The organism is Prosthecobacter sp. (assembly GCF_046154365.1).
Classification (GTDB): domain Bacteria; phylum Verrucomicrobiota; class Verrucomicrobiia; order Verrucomicrobiales; family Verrucomicrobiaceae; genus Prosthecobacter.
The window spans coordinates 26,227-48,074 of the sequence record NZ_JBJXFV010000239.1 but is presented as its reverse complement, the minus strand read 5'-3'; the positions used below and the strand labels follow the sequence as shown (position 1 = coordinate 48,074).

At 60.1% G+C, this 21,848-nt stretch carries 18 protein-coding genes and 1 tRNA gene; 8 read left to right on the top strand and 11 right to left on the bottom strand.

All coding sequences use genetic code 11. From position 1 onward, the window contains the following. Positions 1-60 precede the first annotated feature (60 nt). Positions 61-1,347 (top strand): Gfo/Idh/MocA family protein, encoded by a 1,287-nt coding sequence (locus ACKVY0_RS30155; protein ID WP_409218601.1) that lies wholly within the window; start codon positions 61-63, stop codon positions 1,345-1,347. Between the two features lie 114 nt (positions 1,348-1,461). On the opposite strand, the gene ACKVY0_RS30150 is transcribed toward ACKVY0_RS30155, so the two are convergent. The 3 genes from ACKVY0_RS30150 to ACKVY0_RS30140 form a co-directional block, all read right to left on the bottom strand. Next, a complete protein-coding gene (locus tag ACKVY0_RS30150; protein WP_409218600.1) occupies positions 1,462-2,511 on the bottom strand; it encodes a ComEC/Rec2 family competence protein in 1,050 nt (349 codons plus the stop codon). A gap of 44 nt (positions 2,512-2,555) precedes the next feature. Next, positions 2,556-4,718, bottom strand: a complete 2,163-nt coding sequence (locus tag ACKVY0_RS30145; protein WP_409218599.1) for a vanadium-dependent haloperoxidase — start codon at positions 4,716-4,718, stop codon at positions 2,556-2,558. A 173-nt stretch (positions 4,719-4,891) separates the two neighbouring features. Next, on the bottom strand, positions 4,892-11,518 hold the full coding sequence (locus ACKVY0_RS30140; protein WP_409218598.1) for a hypothetical protein: 6,627 nt from the start codon (positions 11,516-11,518) through the stop codon (positions 4,892-4,894). A gap of 161 nt (positions 11,519-11,679) precedes the next feature. On the opposite strand from ACKVY0_RS30140, the gene ACKVY0_RS30135 reads away from it, so the two are divergent. Further along, positions 11,680-11,913 (top strand): ferredoxin, encoded by a 234-nt coding sequence (locus ACKVY0_RS30135; protein WP_409218597.1) that lies wholly within the window; start codon positions 11,680-11,682, stop codon positions 11,911-11,913. Between the two features lie 52 nt (positions 11,914-11,965). On the opposite strand, the gene ACKVY0_RS30130 is transcribed toward ACKVY0_RS30135, so the two are convergent. Continuing rightward, the gene (locus ACKVY0_RS30130) at positions 11,966-12,916 is read right to left on the bottom strand and encodes a hypothetical protein (protein ID WP_409218596.1); all 951 of its coding nucleotides are present in this window, start codon (positions 12,914-12,916) and stop codon (positions 11,966-11,968) included. Positions 12,917-13,057: 141 nt separating this feature from the next. Here ACKVY0_RS30130 and ACKVY0_RS30125 point away from each other — a divergent pair, with 141 nt between their 5' ends. Then, positions 13,058-14,029 (top strand): SIS domain-containing protein, encoded by a 972-nt coding sequence (locus ACKVY0_RS30125; RefSeq protein ID WP_409218595.1) that lies wholly within the window; start codon positions 13,058-13,060, stop codon positions 14,027-14,029. 8 nt (positions 14,030-14,037) lie between these two features. On the opposite strand, the gene ACKVY0_RS30120 is transcribed toward ACKVY0_RS30125, so the two are convergent. Then, positions 14,038-14,994, bottom strand: coding sequence for a TraB/GumN family protein (locus tag ACKVY0_RS30120; RefSeq protein ID WP_409218594.1), 957 nt, complete (start codon positions 14,992-14,994; stop codon positions 14,038-14,040). Between the two features lie 110 nt (positions 14,995-15,104). On the opposite strand from ACKVY0_RS30120, the gene ACKVY0_RS30115 reads away from it, so the two are divergent. The 3 genes from ACKVY0_RS30115 to ACKVY0_RS30105 all read left to right on the top strand — a co-directional run bounded on the left by ACKVY0_RS30115 (position 15,105) and on the right by ACKVY0_RS30105 (position 15,929). Next, complete coding sequence (locus ACKVY0_RS30115; protein WP_409218593.1) at positions 15,105-15,428, top strand: nucleotidyltransferase domain-containing protein; 324 nt, start codon at positions 15,105-15,107, stop codon at positions 15,426-15,428. Beyond that, positions 15,409-15,633 (top strand): HEPN domain-containing protein, encoded by a 225-nt coding sequence (locus ACKVY0_RS30110; RefSeq protein ID WP_409218592.1) that lies wholly within the window; start codon positions 15,409-15,411, stop codon positions 15,631-15,633. The genes ACKVY0_RS30115 and ACKVY0_RS30110 overlap by 20 nt, the downstream gene beginning before the upstream one ends. A 152-nt stretch (positions 15,634-15,785) precedes the next feature. Beyond that, entirely contained in the window at positions 15,786-15,929 is a 144-nt protein-coding gene (locus ACKVY0_RS30105) for a hypothetical protein (RefSeq protein WP_409218591.1), read from the top strand. Positions 15,930-15,932: 3 nt separating this feature from the next. Here ACKVY0_RS30105 and ACKVY0_RS30100 read toward each other — a convergent pair whose 3' ends face one another. Beyond that, complete coding sequence (locus tag ACKVY0_RS30100) at positions 15,933-17,387, bottom strand: DUF1501 domain-containing protein (protein ID WP_409218590.1); 1,455 nt, start codon at positions 17,385-17,387, stop codon at positions 15,933-15,935. Between the two features lie 59 nt (positions 17,388-17,446). Between ACKVY0_RS30100 and ACKVY0_RS30095 the strand changes: the two genes are divergently transcribed. Further along, positions 17,447-18,277, top strand: coding sequence for an alpha/beta hydrolase (locus ACKVY0_RS30095; protein ID WP_409218589.1), 831 nt, complete (start codon positions 17,447-17,449; stop codon positions 18,275-18,277). Between the two features lie 102 nt (positions 18,278-18,379). Beyond that, positions 18,380-19,069 (top strand): PIG-L deacetylase family protein, encoded by a 690-nt coding sequence (locus ACKVY0_RS30090; protein ID WP_409218588.1) that lies wholly within the window; start codon positions 18,380-18,382, stop codon positions 19,067-19,069. Between the two features lie 24 nt (positions 19,070-19,093). Here ACKVY0_RS30090 and ACKVY0_RS30085 read toward each other — a convergent pair. From ACKVY0_RS30085 to ACKVY0_RS30065, 5 genes are all read right to left on the bottom strand, one after another. Next, positions 19,094-19,169, bottom strand: a tRNA-Lys gene (locus ACKVY0_RS30085). A gap of 77 nt (positions 19,170-19,246) precedes the next feature. Next, the gene (locus ACKVY0_RS30080; RefSeq protein ID WP_409218587.1) at positions 19,247-20,293 is read right to left on the bottom strand and encodes a hypothetical protein; all 1,047 of its coding nucleotides are present in this window, start codon (positions 20,291-20,293) and stop codon (positions 19,247-19,249) included. Positions 20,294-20,348: 55 nt separating this feature from the next. After that, positions 20,349-21,221, bottom strand: coding sequence for a bifunctional 5,10-methylenetetrahydrofolate dehydrogenase/5,10-methenyltetrahydrofolate cyclohydrolase (locus ACKVY0_RS30075; protein WP_409218586.1), 873 nt, complete (start codon positions 21,219-21,221; stop codon positions 20,349-20,351). Between the two features lie 31 nt (positions 21,222-21,252). Continuing rightward, a complete protein-coding gene (locus tag ACKVY0_RS30070) occupies positions 21,253-21,459 on the bottom strand; it encodes a hypothetical protein (protein WP_409218585.1) in 207 nt (68 codons plus the stop codon). Beyond that, a complete protein-coding gene (locus ACKVY0_RS30065) occupies positions 21,456-21,707 on the bottom strand; it encodes a hypothetical protein (protein WP_409218584.1) in 252 nt (83 codons plus the stop codon). Before ACKVY0_RS30065 ends, ACKVY0_RS30070 begins: the two co-directional genes overlap by 4 nt. Positions 21,708-21,848: the final 141 nt, after the last annotated feature.

The following is a 21,848-nucleotide window of genomic DNA, read 5'->3' as shown; positions in this document are numbered from 1 at the left end:
AGTCGAATCCGGCTTCGATTGCCAATCGAAGCTACGTTCTTAACTTCACACGCACCCACTATGAACTCATCCTCACGCCGTTCGTTCATCCAATCCGGCATGGCCGGAATTCTCACCGCAGGTGTGGCGCCGCAGTTCATTCCAGCGCGTCTGCTGGGCGCGGACGCTCCGTCGAAGAAAATCACGCTTGGTTGCATCGGTGTGGGCAAGCATGGCTTTGGCGTGAACTTGCAATCCTTCCTGCAGGAGGACGACTGCCGCGTTATCGCCATCTGCGATGTTTTCAAGAGCCGCCGCCAGCGTGCGATTGATGTGGTGAACCAAAAGAACGGCGACACGGGTTGCGCGGACATTGCCGACTTCCGTGAGCTGCTAGCGAGGAAGGACATCGATGCGGCGGTCATCTCCACGCCGGATCACTGGCACATCCCCATGGCCACGATGGCGATCGAGGCCGGGAAGCATGTATTTTGCGAAAAGCCCACGCTCACCATCGCGGAAGGACGCGCGTTTGCCGATCTCGTGGCGAGGAAGAAGGCGGTGTTCGCCACCGGGCTCGAAGACCGCTCGCTCATCAAGTATCACAAGCTCTGCGAGGTCGTGCGGAACGGCGGCATCGGCAAAGTGCAGCACATCGTGATTTCGCTGCCGAAGAAGCCGGTGTTTCCAAAGGAGGCGACCGCAGCGGTGCCGGAAGAACTAAACTTCGATCTGTGGCTCGGCCCCGCGCCCAAGCGTGATTACTTCCCGAGTCTCACGAATGACCAGGTGTGGCGGCAAATTCGCGATTTCTCCGGCGGATCGCTCACCGACTGGGGCGCGCATCTCATCGACAGCGCGCAGGTCGCCATCGGCGCGGAGAACAGCAGCCCGGTGAAGGTGGAAGGGAAGGGGGAGATTCCGCCGGATTCGATCAACACTGTGCCGCAGACCTATCATCTGACCTACACGTATGAAAACGGTGCGGTGATGGAAGTCAGCGCCGACAAGCCGTCGATCCGCATCGAAGGCAGCGACGGCTGGGTGGCCGTTGAAGGTTGGGACGGCATGCTGCGGTCGAGTGACATGGAAATTTTCAAGCGTCCCATTGATTCCGTGACGAACAAAATCTGGCCGCGTCCGAAACGCGAGCATCCCAACTTCCTCGAAGCCATCCGCACCGGCAGCACGCCGACTTACAACGCTGAGGCGTTGCACAGCCTCAGCACGACGATGCACCTCGGCCTCATCGCGATGGAACTCGGCCGCCCGCTGCGCTGGGATCCGAAAGCTGAGTCTTTTGATGACGATCAAGCCAACGCGCTTCGCAGCCGAGTGAGTCGTGAGGACTGGAAGCGGGCGGGTTGATCCATGGAGGATGGCCGTCCCGGCTGTCAGTGGACTGGGGCGTCCCGCCTTATTCCCGATCAAAGGCGGGACGCCTCGATCCATTGACAGGCCAGAGGCTTATCCTCCGGGCCATCACTTCGTCCGCGTCTGGAACGTGCGTGAGTGCTTCTGCGACGGCACCTCAATCGTGTAGCTCTTTCCATCCGCGCTAACAACGCAGTGGATGTGATGGCCGGCGCAGCCTTCGGCAAGATCGCCGTGGTTGGCGATCATCGCTTTATCGGCGGTGTTCTCGTGATCGTCGCGGATGTTCTCATGCACTTGATACATCGCCTGGATCGTCGGCGTGGACTTGAGTGCATCCATCGCGGATTTGCTGGTGCCTTTCTTGGGGCCGTTGTTCATCACGGAAACTGTCGGCTGGAGGCTGCGGATGAGCATGGGATTGTTGCTCACGTCGAGGCCGTGATGGTTCACTTGGTAGAGATCGACGATGCCGACGAGATTGAAGGGCGAGACGATTTTCTCCTCGATGTTCCAGCTTAAATCACCGCCATCGAAGAAGCGGAAGCCGCCGAAGTTGAGCACGAGCACGACGCTGTTGGCGTTGTCGCTTGGATCGGGTGCTTTTGGCGGCACGGAGCCTTTGAGCGGGTTTTCCGGCTGATCGGGATACGGCGGGATGAACTGCTGATTCGCGCCGAGGCAGCGCAGTTGGAGCTTGGGGCTGCTGTCACTCTGCTTGAGCGGAATGACATCGCCTGCGGTCAGCGTGATACGTTTTTCCACCTTCGCATCGCGGTAGGGACGACTCATGAGTGTCCAGCGCATGTCCTGCGCTTTGCCGTCGGGGCTGCCATCGGTGATTCCCTTGTCATAAAGCGTGCCAATCGACATCAATGCGGCCAATTCGGCCAATCCACCGAAGTGATCGACATGGAAGTGTGTGATGATGACGTGATCGATGCGCTGCAGACCTGCGATCTCGGTGGCGACTTTTTTGATGCGCTGCGGATCACGCCCGCCCGGATTGCCGGTGTCGATGAGCACCGATTCGCCTTCCGGCGTCACGATGAGCGTCGAGCCGCCGCCTTCGGAATCGATCCAGTAGATGTCGAGAGTTTTGTCACGGGCGGCGACGGTAAGCGTGAGGGCGATTAGGGCAGTGAGGAAGCGTTTCATGCGTGTGTGGGCAAGAACGGCTGGCAGGCCTGCAATCCTTCGATTTATGGCGATGGTGACCACACCACGCGGTAAAATTTCTTCACAGGATCGGGACTGTTGTCGGTGTAGGTGCAGGCGGTGCCAAAGTTGAGCGTGGCGGTCGTGGCGTCGGTCCAGTTCGTGAGGTCAGTGGAGCACTGTACCTTTTGATACATGCCGCGCACGCCCGTCCAGGTGCAGGTGGCGCTGTTACTGCCGAGAATCATCGTTGGCGCGAGATTCTCACTCATGATGCTGCCGTTCCAGTATTTCTCCGCTAGTGCAAAGGCGCTCTGCCCGGCCTGCGAGCCGATGTGGCGACCGTGGAAGTCATCCTCACTCGGATGGATGCCGCCGTAACGTCGCGATTGGCCGGCTTGATCGGCGGCGTCGTAAAACGAGCACCATTGTAGATCGATGGCTTCGCTGGGGCCTTTGTCGATCTGCATCGAATTGGCAGCGAAGGTGTGGTGGTGGAAGCCGCCGGGAAAATATGGGCTGCCCGTGATCAAGCTCAGCACCTCCGCCGCCGCCCGGGAGAAGGTGCTGTGACCGCTGACGTAGCCGGGGAAGGCGGGTGTGTTGAAGGTTTTGCGCTGAAACGGCAGCCAGTCCTTTGCAAGCATCCACGTCACGTGGCTTTGATTTGTAGCGATGGAGGGCGCTGGCAGGTTGTTGTTGTGCTCACCGGGCCAGGAGAACACAGCGATTTGGCCGATGAAGTTCGTGCCGAGACTAGTGGTGCCAGTGTTGAGGTCGAAAATGTTGCGGTGCTTGCCGCCGACGGCAGCGGTGGCGGAGGTGATGACCTCGCAGACATCAGTCATAAGCGGCAAGCCTTCACTGTGATACGACTGGCCGCCGACAATCGATGACTGGCCTTTGCTGCCCATGTAGCGGATCATCGTGATCGGGCGCGGGCCGGAGTAGTAGCGCTTTAAAGCCCACGCGGCGCATGCTGCATCATGCGTGGCGGCAGAGAGTGCGAAATAAACCTTCACATCCCATTCGAGGTCGTTCACGACGGGGCCGGTGCCACGAATGCGCTTCACGGTGGCTGGATTGTCAGCCACTTGATTCGCTAGCACATGCCAGTGGCCGGGCGGCGTCTCAGAGTTCGGCCCGTCTGCCCAAAACTCTGCCAGCACGCGGGCGAAGTCACCCAACTTCACGTTATTGGCTGCGTAACTGCCACCAGCGACCGGATTGGTGGCGAAGCCGGTGCCTGCATCACTGCCGAGTGGGTTGTTGCCGATGGCACCTGGCGAGATGCTCACGAGTGTGTTGTCATTGAGTTGGCTGCTGGCGATGAGTACGCCCAGTGCCGCACTTTTGTAGGCCGCATCCGTCGCGCTGGGACTGCCCGTGACGCTGAGACGAGATGGACCGCCAAAAGGATCGAGCCAAGGCTTCACGGGATCACTGCGCGTGAGGCTGAATGGCACCGTGGCTAGGCTCTGTACTCCGATGAAGCTTTGTGATCCTCCAGGAATGGGGATGCCGTTTTGCGTGACGCTGGTGGCGAGATCCAGCGGTTGCCAGAGATTGGGGTTCGTGCCTGCCGGAATGCCGAAACCCAAGGGGCTATTCGACACAAAATTCGCGTTTGTGCCGAGGACACTGAGAGGCGCATTGATATTCGAATTCACGCTGGCGGTGTAGGCCTGCGGATAGCCTGTTTGGGAGAATCCGTCGCTGGTGGACCAGTTCAGCACCGCCTGACCGCAGCGCTTGCCGAGTTCAGTCGGCGTCGTGGCCGAACTCGTCGCAGATTGGCCCGTGCTGGTCGAGTAGCCGAGTGCGGTGAGCTTCGCGTCGAGATTTGCCAGGATTGTGGCCGAGTTGGTCCCTGTGGCAAAGCGTGAACGCAGCACACGATACGCCGCGTAGCTGATCGCCTCATGCCGCGCGGCCTCGATGTCACTTGGAAGCGGCGTGATCTTCTCATTTAGCAAATACCCGACCGTCGCACTGTCGTAGGCCGACCAAGCATTGTACATCGCCACGGCCGTGTGAAAGAGGTTCCGCGCATGCGCTGGCGGATTCGGCACATTCAGGCGGATCGCGGCCAAAAGCTGCTCATTCCATTCCCGTGCGGCGGAAAGCGCCAGTGTGGGCCTCGCAGCCGATAGCCAAGCCATGGCAAGAACAGTGATGAGAACGGCGGTGGATGATTTTGGCCTCATGTTTGGAGTGCTCTAGCCGGAAGCAGTCCGGCCAGTCTCCTATTCATTCACTGTTTGAAGGCCAGAGTTACGCCCGGACACCTTTTCACCCCCTCCTTTCTATACTTCGCAGCATCCAATTTTGTGAATAATGGTGCTGCGCATGTGTGGCATCGTATCTGATCAAACCATCTTCACCGTCCCGGCGGATTCACTTCCTTCACGGTGGCGCCGTGGGTGTCGCTGAGGATGAGGAGGGAGAGTTTTTCGACGTTGTTGAGTTCGGCGGGCTTGAGCATCTGGTAGTCGAGGCCGTTGGCGGGGGCTGCTTCATACGGCACCGGCTGTGGTGCAGCGTTTTCGGGCGCGTTGAGGCTGGCATAGTCGAAACGGCCGCGCAGGTCGGTGTAGCCGTCTTTGAAGAAGCGGACGGTGCCGTTGTTGAGGCGGGCATAGACCTTCACGTAGGCCTTCGGTAAAGGTTTGTCAGTGCTGCTGTCACGGGTTTCGAGGCGTCCGTAGTTTTCGGTGAGAGTGAGCTTGAGCGTGTTCGCGTGGTAGGCCTGCGTCTGACGTTTTCCGGCACCGATGATTTCGACGAGCACGTTCGCTTTGGTGAATTCGGCGGGCAGGGCGACATCGAGTGTGGTCTTGTCCTTCGGCAGGGCCTGTGTGGCAGTTTTGTTGGGCTTGATGATGCTGAAGCGGCCGGAATCCTGGCTCACAAACGGATTGCTGCTGAAACTGAACTCGGGGTCCATGAGGTAGTAGTTCAGCGTGACCTCAGGTAGGTTTTTCCAGCTCAGGGCGATGGTTTTGTTTTCGACTTTGAAGTCGAAGGTCGGCTCGGTGGCGGCGAGTTCGGTCTGCTGCTTCTCGCGGTCGGGTTTGTCGGTCTTTTTGGGTTGGGTGGCTTTGCCTTCGATTTCATCGAGCTGGCTCAAAACATCCGTGAAGAGCGTCTTCCACCTCGGCGGCAGGTCGGACTGGTCCGACTTGTCCGACCGGTCAGACAGCGAGAGCCGCCGCGAGGCGAGACCGCGTGCGTTGGCGAGATCGCCTTCATAAAAGGCGGCGTAGCATTGGAAGTAGTCGTGTTGGAGGCGTGTGGGCAGCTTCGTGGCATCCAGCGCCTTGAAGCGGGCTAGCGCCTCCTCGACACGGTCTTGCAGGAAGAGGAAGTAGGTCACGCTCATGCTGTCCATGGCATCGAGCTGCGGTTTGAAGGCGAGGATGCCGAGAAGCTGCGTGTATTCCTCCAGCACCGCCGGATTGGCGACGCGCCACTCGCTCCCGACCCGGTGAGCGCGTTGATTGACGAGCGGGGAGTATTCCAGGTGCTCGTAAGTGCGCAACTCGATGGGGTCGATGGTGAGGAGCTTGCTGGCGATGTAAGAGCCAACGTCCACTGAGGCGGGGCCGCACAACGACTTCAGGTATTCGCGGATTGCATGCGGGTCGTTGTGGAGGAACGCGTAGCTGAAGATGGCATCGTTCGCGACGTGATGCTGGTTCATGAAGCCGACGAGCTTCTGGTAGAAGTCGCCGCTCTTGCGGCAGCGCCACGCGATGCGCTCCAGGTTGAGTCCTTCGAGGTTGTTCTGGTCGAGGAAGCCGAACACCTCCGCATCGCTGCCGTATTGCGAGACATAATCCCACGAGGCCTTGTCCACCTCGGTGAGTTTGGCGACGGCGTTGAACTCAAACGGCTTCGCGGCGGCTGAACCGGTGGCGGTGGCGACATTCACCGGGAAGTGAGCAAACTTGAGTCCGGCCTTCGCGGGCACGAGCGGGAAGTAGAAGTGATACTCGAAGGTCTGTGTCGTGTACGGCTCCAGGCGCACTTGACGGCTGTTGGTGGCCTTGCTGCCGAGCACGGGCAGCGCGCCCTGCGGGATTTGCAGCAGCACCACGGCCTTCACCGGACTGCTGGTGGGATTGGTGACGACGATGTTCGCGCCATACGTCGCGCCGGTGAGGAACTCGGTGGTGACATATTTCTCGAACTTCTCGTTCCCTTCCTGCCGATAGCGGTCGCCCTGACGGAAGAAGCTCTGGGAGACGAGAAGCTGGCCCTGCGCGTTGTTTTGGGTCGCGGCGGGTTTGATCTCCTTGTGATACAAAATGACCGGCCCGCCCGCCGTGAAGGTGAACTGGCCGTTGTCGGCCTTCGTCGTGTGCTTCGCCGCTTCAAACGGCAGATCGAGCACCGCGAGTGCGAGCATCATCTCGGTGAAGTTGCTGCTGGCTTCAGCGACGTTCGATGAAACGAAGCCATTCTTTGAGCCTGCGGCAACCCACGCGGCATAATCACGCCAGAAGGCGTTCACGGTGACGAGTTCGGCGTTCTGCTCGGTGATGCGCAGCTTGTAATAATTGTTCTCCGCCCACTCTTTGGTGGAGCCGAGCTGGCGGAAGAAGGCGCGGACGAGTCCACGACCATTCATTGCGGCGTTTTTGCCGAAGTAGCCATAGGCGACGGTTCCGCCAGAGCTCGTGGTAGCACCAGAGTAAGCTAAGTTATCATATAAGGTCGCCACTTGACCCAAAGCCACTTCCCGCTCTGCGAGTTCTTCGAGTTCTTTGCGGTCTGCCATGCGATCCCCGTCGGAATCTGTTTTTAATTGAGGCATTGCCCGCAACTCATCCACCGTCATCGAGCGGCGCAGCATCTGCTTGTCAGCCGCTGCTCCGGGAGCGCCGCCCATACCCATGCCTTTGCCAAACCCGCCTCCGCCAGCGGCGAATGAATCCGCCATGACCGGAGCAGGTGCGGCGGCCCCCACCGGTGACATCGGCGGCGGTGGCGGCGCGGCGGCGGCCTGTTCTTTTGCTTTCTCCAAATCCCCAAGCGCACCTTTGTTTCCAAACTCCATCGCCCTGCCCCGCAGGGCAGTTTCAAAGAGATGATCGGCTTGCTCGGGATTCGGCGGAATCATTTCCCACAGCTCGCGCACATGCCGTGCGGCATTCGGCGCTTCGTTTTCGATGCGTTGGGCCAGCAGGATGCGCTCGACGATGTTGAGGCGGGCGTAGGCCCAGGGTTCGAGGTGCTTCTTGAGGTCGAGGCCGAGGAGGAACTCGTCCATGAAGGTCTTGTCCTTCTTGTTCGCGAGATAGGGTTTGATGATTTTGTCGAAGAAGGGCTTGTCCTTGCGGGAGAGGAAGAGGTTCAGCTCGTGGCAGGCGAATTCGCCGTATTTGGCGAGTTTCTCGTCGTCTTTGAGCTTCGGCCAGTTCAGCACGAAGGCGAACTCGGCGAGGTGGCCATCGCCGCTGAGCGTGGTGAAGAGGCTGTGGACGCCGCCGAGGGTGTCGTAGGTCTCGAGTTCGCTGGTGAGGATGTCGGCGAGGGTCAGTGCTTTGCCGGTGTCGAGCACGGTGATCTCTTTTTTCTGCGTGAAGGGCTTCACCGGATCGAGATTCCGAGCGAGGCGCTGGTCGGCGAACTTCGTCGGCACTTCCGGCAGCGTGAGCGTGCACCACGAGGCGTTGTGCAGGTCCTCCGCGTAGATTTGCACATGCTGACGGTCACCGAGCGCTTTGCGCTCGATGCGGACGATGCCGTCTTTGTCAGGAACGAGGTTGTAGATGACGGGGGCGGAGTCGGCGATGAAATCGAGGTTGGTGCCGCCTTGCGGACCAGCTTGGGCTTGTTTCTTCTTCGCGGGCATCGCTGTGGCGCTCGAAGTAGCGGCAGTGGCTCCTCCGCGTGTGCTGCTGGCACCTTCGCCCAGTTGTTGGGCAAGTTCATCGAGATCGGTGCTGCGAATTTCCCAGGGATTGAGCAGCAGGCCGGGGCGCGTGAGCATGTTGCCGGGGAAGAGCTTCGCGTAACGGCGTTCGAGGATGTAGCGGTATTCATCGCCGATCTCGCGACCAGCGGAGTAGAGGTTTGGATTTCTTGCGGGTGTTCCTGAAGCCGCACTGAAGCGGGTGAAGCCGCCAAGACCGCCGAAGATGCCGCTGCCGGGATCGAAACGCGATGCGGCGACGTGGACTCGCGCAAACGGGCTGCTGTGGGCGAGTTTGACGGTGATGAAGTCTTTGTCGTTCTCGACGCTGGCGATGTGCAGCGACGCATTGCCTTTGAGTTCGAGCTGGCGGTGCTTTCCAAGTGCCCAGCCGCCGATGGTGGTGCCTGCGGTGACTTTGATGGTGATGAGTTGGGCGCCGAGTTTGAGGGAGTAGTCTCCGGCCTTCAGGCCGTTCAATGTGATGAAGCCTCCCTCCGCTTTGATCGCTGCGGCGTGATCTGTGGTGAAGGTTCCCGCTGACTGTGAGAGGAGCGAGACGGACTGAAGTCCGGGAGTACTCTTCGGAATGCGGATCACTTCGCCTTCGATGGCGTGAATCGTGGTTGAGAGTGTGGTATCGGCGTCTTCGAGCGGCCAGAGCGTTTGTCGGCTATTCGGAATCTTGGCGGCGACGGATTCGATGCCTTCGAGTCTGCCGAGAGCGACGCGACCTTTGTCGTCGGTGCGCAGCGGGATGACTTGGGAGCGGTTGAAGTCGAGATGCTTGAAGGTAAAGAGAACTTGCTGGTCGGCGAAGGGCTCGCCGTTTTTGCCGAGGAGTTCGAAAACGCGGCTGCCATCGAAGGTGCTGAGGTGGCCGTCGTTGACGGCTTCGGTCTTGTCGATGCCGTTGAGGGTCCAGGTGTGGCTGGCGGTGAGGTCTTTCTTGGTGCCGCCAGCGCTGAGGACATCGACTTTGGCACTGAAGGCGACGGTGAGTGATGTGAGGCGCTCAGGAACGGTGAGCGTGTGCGTGAGAACGCTGCCAGCGCTGAGTTTGAGGTCTTTGACTTCGCGGGTGGTCGAGATGCCGTCGTGGGTGGTGCTGGTGATGGTGAGTTTCGGCTCGGTGAGCAGTTCGGGAGCGAGATGGGACTCGCCGAGCATCAATGCGGTGCGGACGGCGAGGGTGGCTTCGCGACGGGCGAGGAGTTGCTCGCGTTCGATGTGGAACTGCGCATCCAGGCGGTAGTCCTCGGCGTGGTGCGTGAACTGCGTGAGCGTGGCGAAGGTGCCGGCGGCATCGCCGATGATGAGGTTTTTCGTGCCGGGCTGATTGGTGAACGGAATGACGATGCGTCCGAGTTTTTCGTCCACAGTGGGCTTACGACCTTCAAACCAGGCGACGGCGTCTTTGACGGGTTTGTTGGCTTCGTCGAGCACGAGGATCAAATCGCCTGCGGGGCCGGTTTGTTGAATCGTGTGGTATTGGCCGGTGCGAATGAGGGCGCGGCTGCTGCGGCCACCGCCGATGAATTCGATGATCCAGGCTCCGCGTTTGCCTTTGAGGTCGGGGAATTGGAATTTCTGCCGCGTGCGGCCAAACGGGCCGCCGTCGAAGGCGTGCGTCTGCTCGCTGTTGGCGACGAGGCCGTCGAGGTTGAGGTCGGTGTTGAGCTGGCGCTGCTGCGTCTGGAAGAAATTGAGCGTGTTCAGCTCGAAGATTTTGACGATGAGCTTGGGCGTGTTTTTGACGATGACATCAAAGGCGATGTCGTCGCCAGGGAGGAACTGCGGAGCGTTGGTGGCGGGGAATTCGATGTCCACGCGGTCTTTGAGCTGCTGAAACTCGGTGGGCGTGATGAGCGCGGCCCAGCGCTCGGGATTGCCGATGCCATGGGTGATCAGCGCTTCGGCGAGGATGGGTTTGAGCCAGGTGTCGCGCACGAAGTCGGTCCAGGGAGCGAGGAGTTGCTGCGTGGTGGAGTCTGGCTTCGCGGTGGTGGCGAAGAGGTGGAGAAAATACTCGCGCACGAGTGCCTCATCGTTGCCGATGGGCGGGGAATGCAGCAGCGGCTCGCTGAGATCGACGTCGAGGTTGGACCAGAGGCCGGACTGAATGCGCTCAAGGTGGCGCGGATTGATGTAACCAAGCTGGCGCGGGAGTTTGAGGTAGTCGAGGAAGCGGGCGCGGTCATAGACGCCTTGTTTGCGGTCGTGATCGAGGCGGAGGTAGAGGATGCGGGATTTGAGGGTGTTGTGGGCGGGCGGGAGTTTTTGCGCGAAGGCCTGGACGCGGTCGAGCCACGCCACGCGCTCGGCGTCGTCGTATTCGAGGCTCACATCGGCGCTGGGGGCCAGTTTGCGGAGGTAGGTGTGAACGAAGGCCTGCTGGCTGAGCCAGTTGGGATAGGTTTGGAGCAGTTCGTCGAGTTGCGAAGGCAGCAGAGCGCGGTGGATGGGCAGTTCGCCGAAACTGCGCGAATTTTCGACCTGAAGGTCGGCGATGATGGCCGGAACGAGATTCGGCACGTCGGGGCGCTGGAGTTTTTGCAGCACGCTGCGGCGCTGATCGGGCGTGAGGGGCACCTGGTCGCGAATCAGCGCGGCAAGGGCGTCCTGGGTGAGCGATTGCAGGCTGCGGTCGTTGTTGAGCGCATCACGGAGGAAGACTTCGCGGGCGATTTTGGCTTGGTCGAGGCTGGTGGGGAGGTCGGGTTTTTGGTCGCGTACCTCCTGCTGGTGGTCGTGGCGGATGCCAAGGCGGTCGATGAGGTATTTGAGGGTGCCCTGCGGATCGCGCTCGTAGTTGATGATGGCCTCGCGGTTTTCGATGATGCGGCGCTGCTCGTTTTCATCGGGCATGCGCTTGCGCCACTGGTTGAGGAGGTCGTTGAGCTTTGCGGTGTCGCGGATGTTTTGGTAATGGAGGGCGTGGAAGAAGTAGTATTCCTCGGAGCCGGGAACGAGTTCCGTGAGCGCCTTTTCCCGGTCGGTGGCGAGGGCGAAGCGTTCGATGAAGCCGATTTCGTTTTCGGCGACTGCGGCAAGCGGAAGGAGGAGAGCAAAAGCGAGCGATTTCATGGCGGTTGGGGTGATGATGCGGCGAGCATCACGGTTGAGGCGAGCTTTTATTGTAAAGTGTCTGTCAATCAGGGACCAAGAGCGGGGGCAACAGGGCAAAAAAACGTTTGAAACAAGGGGGGCGGGAACTACTATCGCGGCCCTTACCCACCCAAGACCTCATGGCTGACGCTGCAAACAAATACGCCCAAAACGCCTCCGGAGCTTACTATGTCGATGACCAGTGCATCGACTGCGACCTGTGCCGTGAGACGGCCCCGGCCAATTTCAAGCGTGACGACGACGGCGGCCATTCCTTCCTCTACAAGCAGCCTGAAAGCGACGAGGAGCGTCATCTCTGCGAAGAAGCCCTCACCGGCTGCCCGGTGGAGGCGATTGGCCGCGACGGGGAGTAAGAACGCCAGGCAGCACTTCACCACCAGCGTGAGCTGATGGATGAGAGTGCATTTACGGTAGCGTGAGCCAGCGGGCGGTCACGACTTTGTCCAAATTCACGCACTGGTTCGACTGGGCATTTGGCGGGAAGGAAAGCTGCAGCAGGTAGCCTTTGAAACCGGTAGGACCGGTGGAGGCGAGGTCTGTTTCGAGCCAGCGTGCCAGTTCGGTGCCACGTTCGCAGTAGGCATAAACCGAACTCTCGCCGCTCTCTGAGGTCAGCTTCATGCAGAGGTATCTTTTAGAGTCGGAGAACTCAAAGTTGTAGTACTCAAACAGGCGCACGTAGGCCCGCAATGACACCGGTTTGGTGGGGCGCTTGGTGCGAAAGTCCTGAAAGGACATCTCGCCGTAGCCAGTGAGGCTTTCCCAGTCGAGCAGGAACTTCCCATCCGGGCCGCGCAGCAAAGCGACTTCCAGCGTGCCAGTGGGACGGCTGCTGGTGTAGCTGAAGTAGAGAATTTCAGTGCCATTGATCTGGTAGCGCGCCTTGCTGATCATGCCGCCGGGCACCGGGTCCACTGCACCCTGCGTTTCATAGAAGTCCTGCATCAAGGCGGCGACGCGGCTGGAATCGGCCACCAGCGGGATGCGATCCTTCCACGCTGCGTGCTTCCAATACTGATCCAGCAACGCCAGCGCCTGGACCACGTCGTCGCCGGTTTCCGCCAAGGGCAGTTCTTTGATTTTGGATTCTGCGGGGTGGCGTGCATCCTGAACGCTGGCGGAGGGCTGCAGAACCGCCTCATCGACCGAAATCTTGGGTAAAGCAGGTGCTGGCGTGACTTCTGTTTTGGCCGCGTCGATGGAAAGCCCCAGGTTTTCCAGTTCACGTACGCGCGAGTCGGCCTTTTCAGCCAGATCGATCAGGGTGTTGCGGCTGGCGACGCTCTCAAAATACCACTTCCACCCCACGAAGAGCGTCAGCACCAGGCAAACACACAAGGTGAAGCAAACACCCATGAAGGCGCGATGAGAACCGATGGAACCAGATGACATTGGCATATGTTGGCAGCGACTGAGAGCGCCCAGCATGGCGGGGAAACGTCTGATGCTCAAGCACTTGGTTGCTGCATCTGTGTCCCTGCCTACTGTTTTAGGCTCATGAATTACCCGGAAAAAGCCCGCCGCGTCATCCAGCTCGAAATTGACGAGCTTCAGCGGCTGCATGCCCGCATCGACGACAGCTTCTCCCGCGCCATCGAACTGCTCCTTCCGTGCGTGCACGGCCCTGGCAAGCTGATCGTCTGTGGCGTCGGCAAAAGCGGCAACATCGGCCGCAAGCTGGCCGCGACGCTCAACAGCACCGGGGCGACCACGGTCCTGCTCAATGTCGGCGACGCGCTGCACGGCGACCTCGGTGTCGTCGATCCAGGTGATCTGGCGATCATGCTCAGCTACAGCGGCGAAACTTCCGAAATCCTCGACCTGCTGCCGCATTTGAAGCGTTTCGGCATTCCGGTCATCGCCATTACCGGCGGCGTGCAGTCCACACTGGCAAGAAATGCCGATGTCGTGCTCGATGTGCATGTCACCCAGGAGGCCTGCCCACTGAATCTGGCCCCCACGTCCAGCACCACGACGATGCTGGTGCTGTGCGATGCTTTGGCGATGGCGCTGCTCGAAGCGCGCGGCTTCCAGGCCGAAGATTTTGCCAAGCTGCATCCCGGTGGCTCACTGGGCCGGGCGCTGCTCACGCGTGTCAGTGATGTGATGCGTCAGGGCGAACAGCTCGCGAGGATCACGCCGGAAACCACCGTGCGCGAGGCGCTACAAGCCATGACGCGCGCCCGCAGCGGTGCGGCGGTCGTGGCGAATGCCGACGGCACGCTCGCCGGCGTCTTCACGCACGGGGATTTCGTCCGCGCCTTCCAGCGCGACAACGCCACCGCCGACAAGCCCGTGCGCGACTTCATGACGCCGCACCCCGTCAGCATTCAGGCCGACAAACTGGCCGCTGAAGTCCTCGCCACGCTCGAGAAGAACCGTGTTGATGACATCGTCGTCGTCGATGCCGCAGGCAGGCCTGTTGGCATGGTCGATACGCAGGATCTCACGCGATTGCGGCTCGTTTGAGCTGCAAATCAGAAGTCCGTCACTTCGCGATAATGCCGCACGCGGTAGCCGCGTTTGCGCAGCAGTTCGATCAAACCCGTGTCCGAGGTGAAATGGCCGGTGCCCACGAGCACCATGGCTTTTTCGCCTTTTTTAAGCATTTGCTCCAGCGGGTCGATCCATGCCAGGTTTCGAGCGGTGAGAAACAGGTTCATCAGGTCCGGGAAACGCTCCGCTTCACGGAACAACATCTCACGCAAATCCTCCAGTTCGCCGCGTTTCCAGGCCAGGATCATCTTTTCAAACTCCTCCGCCACGGAACTGATTTCGCCCAGCGTTTGCTCCAGCAGTTCATTTTGCTGCTTGTCGGTCAAGGAAGCGAACAGCTGAATCTGAAACTCCACGGTTTCGAGTCCTTCGGCAGGCTTGCCATCCTTCTTCGCACGTTCCTCAAAGTGTGTATCGACGCCCTTGTCCGGCTTCGCTCCCAGCGCCGCGTATTCCATCGACGTGATCAGCAGCGCTACGAACCACGGACGGTAACGATTCATCGACGAAGCCTCCAAGTCGCGTTTTCCCGACCACTGCTTCACCTTTTCCCATGTTTCCTTGGTCACATGCGCCTCCAGCGAAGTGTCCGCCGAATACATGCCAAGTTGCGACATCCGGCTGGTCAGTTCCGGCCCTGATGCGGCTCCGGGGGGCAGCTCCAGCACCAGCTTGTTGGAAAACATGTAGGCCGCTTCGTAGGCCGGAGCCAGCGGGTAGTCTTTTTCGCGCAGGATGTGAATCGTGCCGCACAAATACAAGCGCCCGCCGTTTGGCGCATCCACCACCCACACGCTGCCATCGCCAGCGCCATCGGAGACAAAGGCCGCCGCTGCTGGCTTCTCGACAGGTTGCGCCACCGGCTTTTCCACCTCACGCTTGCACGCAGTCGCGCACACGACTAGTGCGAGAGCGAGAACAAGGCGGAGAATCAGCATCGGACGACTCAAACACGTGGCATGAGCGAGATGCAACCGTGTTCTCCACGGATGAATGCGGCGGAAATCGTGTTGCACCATGGCGAGTTGCGGGCTGATTGCCGCAGGTCATGGTCGCCAAACAAGACATTGAGGAATACTGCCAGCGGATCGCGCGTGAGTTCCGCCCGGAGAGAATCATTCTCTTCGGCTCCCATGCCTATGGCACGCCGGATGAAAATTCAGATGTCGATCTGATGGTGGTCATGCCCCGGCAGCCCGGCAGCCGCCAGGAGCAGGATATTCAGATCCGCCGCCGCGTGCAGGCGGACTTTCCGGTGGATTTGCTGGTGCGCGACCCGCTGGAGGTCGCGCAGCGGCTGCGTGAGAATGACACCTTTATGCAGGTGGTGACCCAGCATGGCCGCGTGATGTATGAAAACCGCCACGCTTGAATGGATCGCCAAGGGGGAGGAGGACTGGTCGGTGGCGCAGTCATTGGCACGCAGGCGCAGGAAGCCAGTGCATAACTCCGTTTGCTATCACTGCCAGCAGTGCGCGGAAAAATATCTCAAGGCCAGGCTGGAGGAGGCCGGCGTGCTGATCTTCAAAAGCCACGATCTGCCGCACCTGCTGACGCTCGTCATTCAATGTCATTAAGTTAAGGCACTTCTCATGATGTGTTCCCGCAGATTCAGATAACCCGCAGATTTTTTCCAGATCCCAATCTGCGGGTTTTCTGAATCTGCGGGAACGCCTTCTTAACTTAATGACATTGACTCGTCATTCCGCATGAGCCGCTATGGGCCGGCATGAGCCTGGCCTTGCTGAATCTCAATCAATACGCCGTGAAGTTCCGCTATCCCGGCCACGATGCTGACGACCAGCAGGCCAAAGATGCTCTCAAAGACTGCCGCGCCTTTCGCAAGATCGCACGGGCGGCTTTTGGCTTGTGAGGTTCAAGCCAGCACCGGCTTCACCACGCTGCCATGCACATCCGTCAGCCGGAACTGCCGCCCTTGGAAGCGGAAGGTGAAGCGTTCGTGGTCGATGCCGAGCAGGTGCAGCAGCGTGGCTTGGAAATCGTGAACGTGGACGCCGTCCTTGGCGACGTTGAAGCCGAACTCGTCGCTCTCGCCGTAGGTCATGCCGGGCTTCACGCCACCGCCGGCCATCCAGATCGTGAACACATACGGATGGTGATCGCGGCCCCACTGCTTCGTGTCCTCGATCTTGCCCTGCAAAAACGGCGTGCGGCCAAATTCACCGCCCCAGATGACCAGCGTGTCCTCCAGCAAGCCGCGTTGCTTCAAGTCCTTCACCAGCGCCGCGCTCGGCGCGTCGGTGTCGGTGGCTTGAATCTTGAGCTGCGTGTTCAGATTGCGATGCTGGTCCCAGCCCGCGTGCATGAGTTGCACAAATCGCACGCCGCGTTCGGCCAATCGCCGCGCCATGAGGCAGTTGTAGGCAAAACTGCCCTGCCGCATCACATCCGGGCCGTACATGTCGAGAATGTGCTTTGGCTCGTCGGAGAAGTCGGTCAGCTCCGGCACGCTCGTTTGCATCTTGTAGGACATCTCGTATTGCGCGATTCGCGTGGCGATCTCGGGATCGCCAAAGTCCTTCAGCTTCATTTCATTCAGTCCCGCGATGCCATCGAGGATTGTGCGCTTCACTTCGCGGCTCATGCCATCCGGGTTGCTCAAATACAGCACGGGATCGCCACTGCCGCGAAACTTCACGCCCTGATACTTCGACGGCAGAAAGCCGCTGCCCCAGTAGAAGTCATAGAAAATCTGGCCGCAGCTCGCTTCCTTGTCGCGCGAAGTCATCACCACAAACGCCGGCATGTCCTCCGCATCGCTACCCAGTCCATAGCTGAGCCACGAACCAATCGCCGGACGCCCTGCCTGCTCGCTGCCCGTCATGAAAAACGTGATCGCTGGCGCATGATTGACCTGCGTCGTGTGCAGCGACTTGATGAAGCACAGTTCATCCGCAATCGCCGCCGTGTGCGGCATGAAATCGCTCACCGTTGCGCCACTGTGGCCGTGGCGCGAAAAGTTTGAGATCTCACCGAGCACCGGCCGCGCCGTCTGCCCGCCCGTCATCGTGCTGAAGCGCTTCCCTGCCGCGATGCTGTCGGGAATCTGTGTGCCATGCATCTTTTTCAGCATCGGCTTGTGATCAAACAGATCCACATGCGACGGCGCCCCGTTTTGCAGCAGGTAGATCACCCGTTTTGCCTTCGGTGCGAAGTGCGGCAGCGCAGGAGCCATCGCATCCGCCATCTGCCCCGCAAAACCCTCCCGCGTCAGCAGCGAACCCAGCGCCGCACCACCAAGACCCAGCGCCGTCCTGCCAAACAGGGAACGGCGGGTCAGATGGAGACGATTGGCTTCGAGTGGGTGCATGCGTTGATCTCTACGAGTGACAAAGCCAAGCCTTTCCTTCATCATGGTCGCTCCACGCCATGAAACAACTGCTGTTCATCCTCTTCACTGCAACTCTGCCCGCCGCCGAGCCCATCACGCTCAAACTCTGGCCCGAAGGCGCTCCGGGTCAGATGCTGCCGCATTCCAAGGCCACGGAAGACTTCATCCGCACCAAGGCTGGCAAAAGCACGATCACTGACATCACCAATCCGACGATTGAGGTGTATCGCCCAGAAAAACCCAACGGCACCAGCGTCATCGTCGCTCCCGGCGGCGGTTATGTCTTCCTTTCCGCCGTTCACGAAGGCACGCAGGTCTGCGAGTGGCTCAACACGATCGGCGTCACCGGCATCCTGCTCAAATATCGCACGCCAACTCGCGACGAAACCGCGCCGCATGAAAAGCCCGTCGAAGATGCGGCCAAGGCCATCGCACTCGTCCGCGAGCATGCCAAGGAATGGAATCTCGACCCAAATCGTGTTGGTCTGCTCGGTTTCAGCGCGGGTGGAAATCTGCTCGCGCACATTGCCTGTGATCGCGCCACGAAAACGGAGTTGCCGAATTTCGGCGTCATGATCTACGGCGGCGGCTTTGTGGACTTCAAGGAGCCGACGAAGCTCAAAGACGGCTTCACCGTGCCTGGCGACGCACCGCCGATGTTCATCGCCTGCGCCCACGATGACGGCCAGAACCCCGTCGCCTCCACGCTGCTCCACCTCGAATACAAGAAGCACAACATTCCCGCCGAACTCCACCTCTTTACCAAGGGCGGTCACGGATTCGGCATGCGCGACAACAAACAGCCCATCAACGCTTGGCCGCAGCGCTGCGCGGAGTGGATGGGAGCAATGGGATGGCTGGCCAAATAGTCTCGTGGCGTGCAAGACAGCGATGCTGTCGCCTTGGTTGGATCACACGAAGCCGCTGTTTCTGTCCTTGCCCTGCCGGATGCTTTTCGTCATCATCACCACATGACTCGGACCCTTCTCGCCATCGGTGCGCACTATGATGACTGTCCTTTCGGCATTCCAGGGACGCTGCTGCGTGCGGTGCAGAAGCATCAGCGGGTGGTGATCCTGAGTTTGATCGGGGATTACACGAACTGGCCGCCGGTGAAGGGCAGGGAACAGGGCCTGCTCGAGCTGTCGAAGCAACTGGCCGCCGAACGCGGCATCGAGATGCGCTTCCTGCCGTGGAAGAGCCTGGGTTTTGAGCCGTCGCTGGAAACGAAGCGTGCGGTGGCCGAAGTCGTGGCGGACGTGAAGCCAGACACCGCCTTCATGCTGTGGCCGCGTGACCGCCATCCCGATCACGAGGCGGCGAGTGCCATCTGCCATGCGGCGCTGTATCAACCGGCGCGGCTGTTGGGACGCGACGAGGTGAAATCGCCCTCGCGGGTCTATTGGTATGACAACGGCCCGGGCCACACGATCGGCTTCGAGCCGGACACGTACGTGGATGTGTCCGCTGAATGGCCTGCCGCCAGCGAGTGGCTGGGCAGGCTGATGGCTTATGTGAAAAACGTCCCCTACGATCCCGCGAAGAATGATGCGGCGATGGACACGAAGACCGTGCTGGCCCGCTATCGCGGCCTGGCCTGCGGGGCGAAGTATGCCGAGGCGATCAAAAGTGTGCGTCCGGTGGTGAATGCGGAGCTTTGAATCTGCATCTCGTCTTCAACGAGATGGTACCCCCGGTAGGATTCGAACCTACGACCAATTGATTAAGAGTCAACTGCTCTACCAACTGAGCTACGGAGGCGTGTTTGAATCATCAAACGGCGTTGGAGGGCGCGAGTAATAGTCGTCTCTGCGGCCGGTGCAAGCGCGTTCTTGGGCTCAGTGGGAAACTTTCAAATGCTGGAGCAGGAACTGCACGGCATCGGGCTTGGGATCGGCGGGATCCTGGGCCACCACGCAGAGAACCTCGTCGGTGGCGCATTCCTTCTGAATCGCCCGTGCATGATGGATGCAGTGCAGCCATTCGCCCCGGTTGGTGGGCGCGGGAACGACCTGCGGATTGTTCAGGAACAGCGGCGGATCGTCCTTGGTGATCCAGGCGAGCATGTCGCACTCCTTGAGCACAGCCTTGCCTTTCTCCGTAGTGAAGTCGGCGATGGATGAAAGGCGGTAAAACATGGCGGCCTCGACTTCGCTGGTGCGGAACTCGGGTTTGGCCGGACCGAGGAAGGATTCCCAGCGTGTCACGTCATACGTGGCCTGAGTGGAGTTGCACACGGCACAGGTGAGGCGGGTGGACTCGCGCAGCACCGGGTCTTCGGACTTCGGATCGGCCAGATCATCGTGTGTGGCGAGCCAGAGCGAGGTGCCGGCACCGGCGGAGCCGCCCATGGAGGCGAAGCGGGTCTTGTCGAGCTTCCACTCGCCGGAATTCGCGCGCAGGAACTGCACGGCGCGGGCGCACTCGCGCAGGATGTCCTGAACCGGCATGGCGTCGAGGAAGGGATAGTTTAGCGCTGCGCAGGACACGCCGCTGGCGAGCAGTTCGCGTGTCTGGCCGCTGCTGCTCCAGGAGTTTTTGTCGCCGCCACGAAAGCCGCCGCCGTGGATCAAAAACACCACGGGCGTGGGCTGTTCGGACTTCGCCAGATAAAGATCGAGCCGGTTGCGCTCATGCGGCCCGTAAGCCACATCCGCGGCATCGGGCTTCAAAGCATTCGCTGCCGGTTTGGCGTCGCCAGAGGGTTTCTTCCGCATCTTCGCCAGGAAGGCGCGGCCTTCTTCCATGCTGAGGATGCCGTCCTTGTTCGTGTCCGCTTCGGGATAGCGCTTCAAGCCTTCACGCAGCATCTCGTTGTTTTCCGAGGTGACCTGGGCGTGGAGTGCGGAGGCGAGGAGCAGGGCAGGCAGAAGCGCGCGTTTCATGACCGCGCATGACACCAGCTTTGGCCGTGAGTGTCCAGCCAGATTTGACGTGGTCTCACGCCTGACGACACGCTTTGATCGTGTTCGCCATGAGCATCGCGATGGTCATCGGCCCGACACCGCCGGGAACGGGTGTGATGGCGCGGCATTTCGGCGCGACTTCGTCGAAGGCGACATCGCCGACGAGTTTGTAGCCTTTCGCGCTGCTGGGGTCATCCACGCGGTTGATGCCGACGTCGATGACAACGGCACCTTCCTTGACGTGTTCAGCCTTGATGAAATGCGGGCGGCCAATCGCGGCGATGATGATGTCCGCAGTGCGAGTGATCGCGGCGAGGTCACGGGTGCGGGAATGCGTGACAGTCACCGTGGCGTCGCCGCCTTTGCCCTTCACCATGAGCAGAAGTGCCATCGGTTTGCCGACGATCATGCTGCGACCGACGATGACGGCATGCGCGCCGCTCGTTTCGATGCCCGCATCAATCAGCAGACGCTGACAACCCAGCGGCGTGCAGGGCACGAAGCCTGTGGGGTCTTCGAGGGCGAGCTTGGCGACGTTCACGGGATGGAAGCCATCCACATCCTTCGCCGGATCAATCGCTCGCACGATGGCGGCCTCGTCGATGTGCTTCGGTGGCGGGCTTTGCACCAGAATGCCGTGAATCGCAGGATCGTTGTTCAGGGCACGGACATGCGAGAGCAGTTCATCCTGCGTCGTCGTGGCCGGAAGCTCGAGTTTGACCGAGTGCAGGCCCAGATCGCGGCATTTTTTGTCCTTGGAGCGCACGTAGGCGCGGGAGGCAGGATCATCACCGATCAAGACGACGGCGAGGCCGGGTTTACGCCCCTGCACAGCGAGTTCCGCGATGTCGCGGCGGCATTCTTCGAGGACTTTTTCGGCAACGGCGGTTCCAGAGATGAGGGTCATGCGCTCTTGTTGGCGCAGGGCGGACGGCATTTCAAGCCGCCAGCATCTTCCGCGTGCCGCCTTGGGCGAGCATGGCGGCGAGTTCCGGCATGTAGCGGGTGATCTCGTGGGAGAGCATCGAGAGGCGCGTCTCAGACTTCCAGTTACCCTTGAGGCTGCGGTCGGTGTCAGTCATTTCGACCTCCACGAGAGTGGAGAAGACGGTGGAGTCGGCTTGAAGATCGAGTTGCAGAGTCATGATGAGAGGGAAGGTTGATCCGGCGTCAGAAGAACGAGCTGGCCGTCCTTCAGAGTCCATTTGCGTCTGTCCAAAGCACCCGTGTTCAACATGGAATCGATCCCATTGCTCAAGAGCATCCGCGCCGCCTCGGCGGGGCTGCTGCCGAACGTGCCCTTTAGGGTCATGTCTTCGAGGTACTGCTTGATCTGCGGGGTGATCGCGATCGTCAGCGTAAGTGAGTCGAAGGTGTTTGAGGGGCGGGCCATCCAATTATAACCGGGTAATAACGGCATTTTAATTCCAACCTGACCCGATGGTCAAGGTTGGTTTCGATTTATTTGGGGTTTTTACCCCATAAAAACCCCTGATTTATTTAAGTTTTATTAAACATCTGGCTGTTGGCGATG

What these genes read in the sequence shown, in the direction of transcription:
- ACKVY0_RS30075 (WP_409218586.1), bottom strand. Translation starts at nt 21,221, where the DNA reads ATGACCCTCATCTCTGGAACCGCCGTTGCCGAAAAAGTCCTCGAAGAA.
- ACKVY0_RS30100 (WP_409218590.1), bottom strand. Translation starts at nt 17,387, where the DNA reads ATGCACCCACTCGAAGCCAATCGTCTCCATCTGACCCGCCGTTCCCTG.
- ACKVY0_RS30130 (WP_409218596.1), bottom strand. Translation starts at nt 12,916, where the DNA reads ATGGGTGTTTGCTTCACCTTGTGTGTTTGCCTGGTGCTGACGCTCTTC.
- ACKVY0_RS30115 (WP_409218593.1), top strand. Translation starts at nt 15,105, where the DNA reads ATGGTCGCCAAACAAGACATTGAGGAATACTGCCAGCGGATCGCGCGT.
- ACKVY0_RS30095 (WP_409218589.1), top strand. Translation starts at nt 17,447, where the DNA reads ATGAAACAACTGCTGTTCATCCTCTTCACTGCAACTCTGCCCGCCGCC.
- ACKVY0_RS30150 (WP_409218600.1), bottom strand. Translation starts at nt 2,511, where the DNA reads ATGAAACGCTTCCTCACTGCCCTAATCGCCCTCACGCTTACCGTCGCC.
- ACKVY0_RS30065 (WP_409218584.1), bottom strand. Translation starts at nt 21,707, where the DNA reads ATGGCCCGCCCCTCAAACACCTTCGACTCACTTACGCTGACGATCGCG.
- ACKVY0_RS30145 (WP_409218599.1), bottom strand. Translation starts at nt 4,718, where the DNA reads ATGAGGCCAAAATCATCCACCGCCGTTCTCATCACTGTTCTTGCCATG.
- ACKVY0_RS30110 (WP_409218592.1), top strand. Translation starts at nt 15,409, where the DNA reads ATGAAAACCGCCACGCTTGAATGGATCGCCAAGGGGGAGGAGGACTGG.
- ACKVY0_RS30155 (WP_409218601.1), top strand. Translation starts at nt 61, where the DNA reads ATGAACTCATCCTCACGCCGTTCGTTCATCCAATCCGGCATGGCCGGA.
- ACKVY0_RS30070 (WP_409218585.1), bottom strand. Translation starts at nt 21,459, where the DNA reads ATGACTCTGCAACTCGATCTTCAAGCCGACTCCACCGTCTTCTCCACT.
- ACKVY0_RS30105 (WP_409218591.1), top strand. Translation starts at nt 15,786, where the DNA reads ATGAGCCTGGCCTTGCTGAATCTCAATCAATACGCCGTGAAGTTCCGC.
- ACKVY0_RS30140 (WP_409218598.1), bottom strand. Translation starts at nt 11,518, where the DNA reads ATGAAATCGCTCGCTTTTGCTCTCCTCCTTCCGCTTGCCGCAGTCGCC.
- ACKVY0_RS30125 (WP_409218595.1), top strand. Translation starts at nt 13,058, where the DNA reads ATGAATTACCCGGAAAAAGCCCGCCGCGTCATCCAGCTCGAAATTGAC.
- ACKVY0_RS30080 (WP_409218587.1), bottom strand. Translation starts at nt 20,293, where the DNA reads ATGAAACGCGCGCTTCTGCCTGCCCTGCTCCTCGCCTCCGCACTCCAC.
- ACKVY0_RS30135 (WP_409218597.1), top strand. Translation starts at nt 11,680, where the DNA reads ATGGCTGACGCTGCAAACAAATACGCCCAAAACGCCTCCGGAGCTTAC.
- ACKVY0_RS30120 (WP_409218594.1), bottom strand. Translation starts at nt 14,994, where the DNA reads ATGCTGATTCTCCGCCTTGTTCTCGCTCTCGCACTAGTCGTGTGCGCG.
- ACKVY0_RS30090 (WP_409218588.1), top strand. Translation starts at nt 18,380, where the DNA reads ATGACTCGGACCCTTCTCGCCATCGGTGCGCACTATGATGACTGTCCT.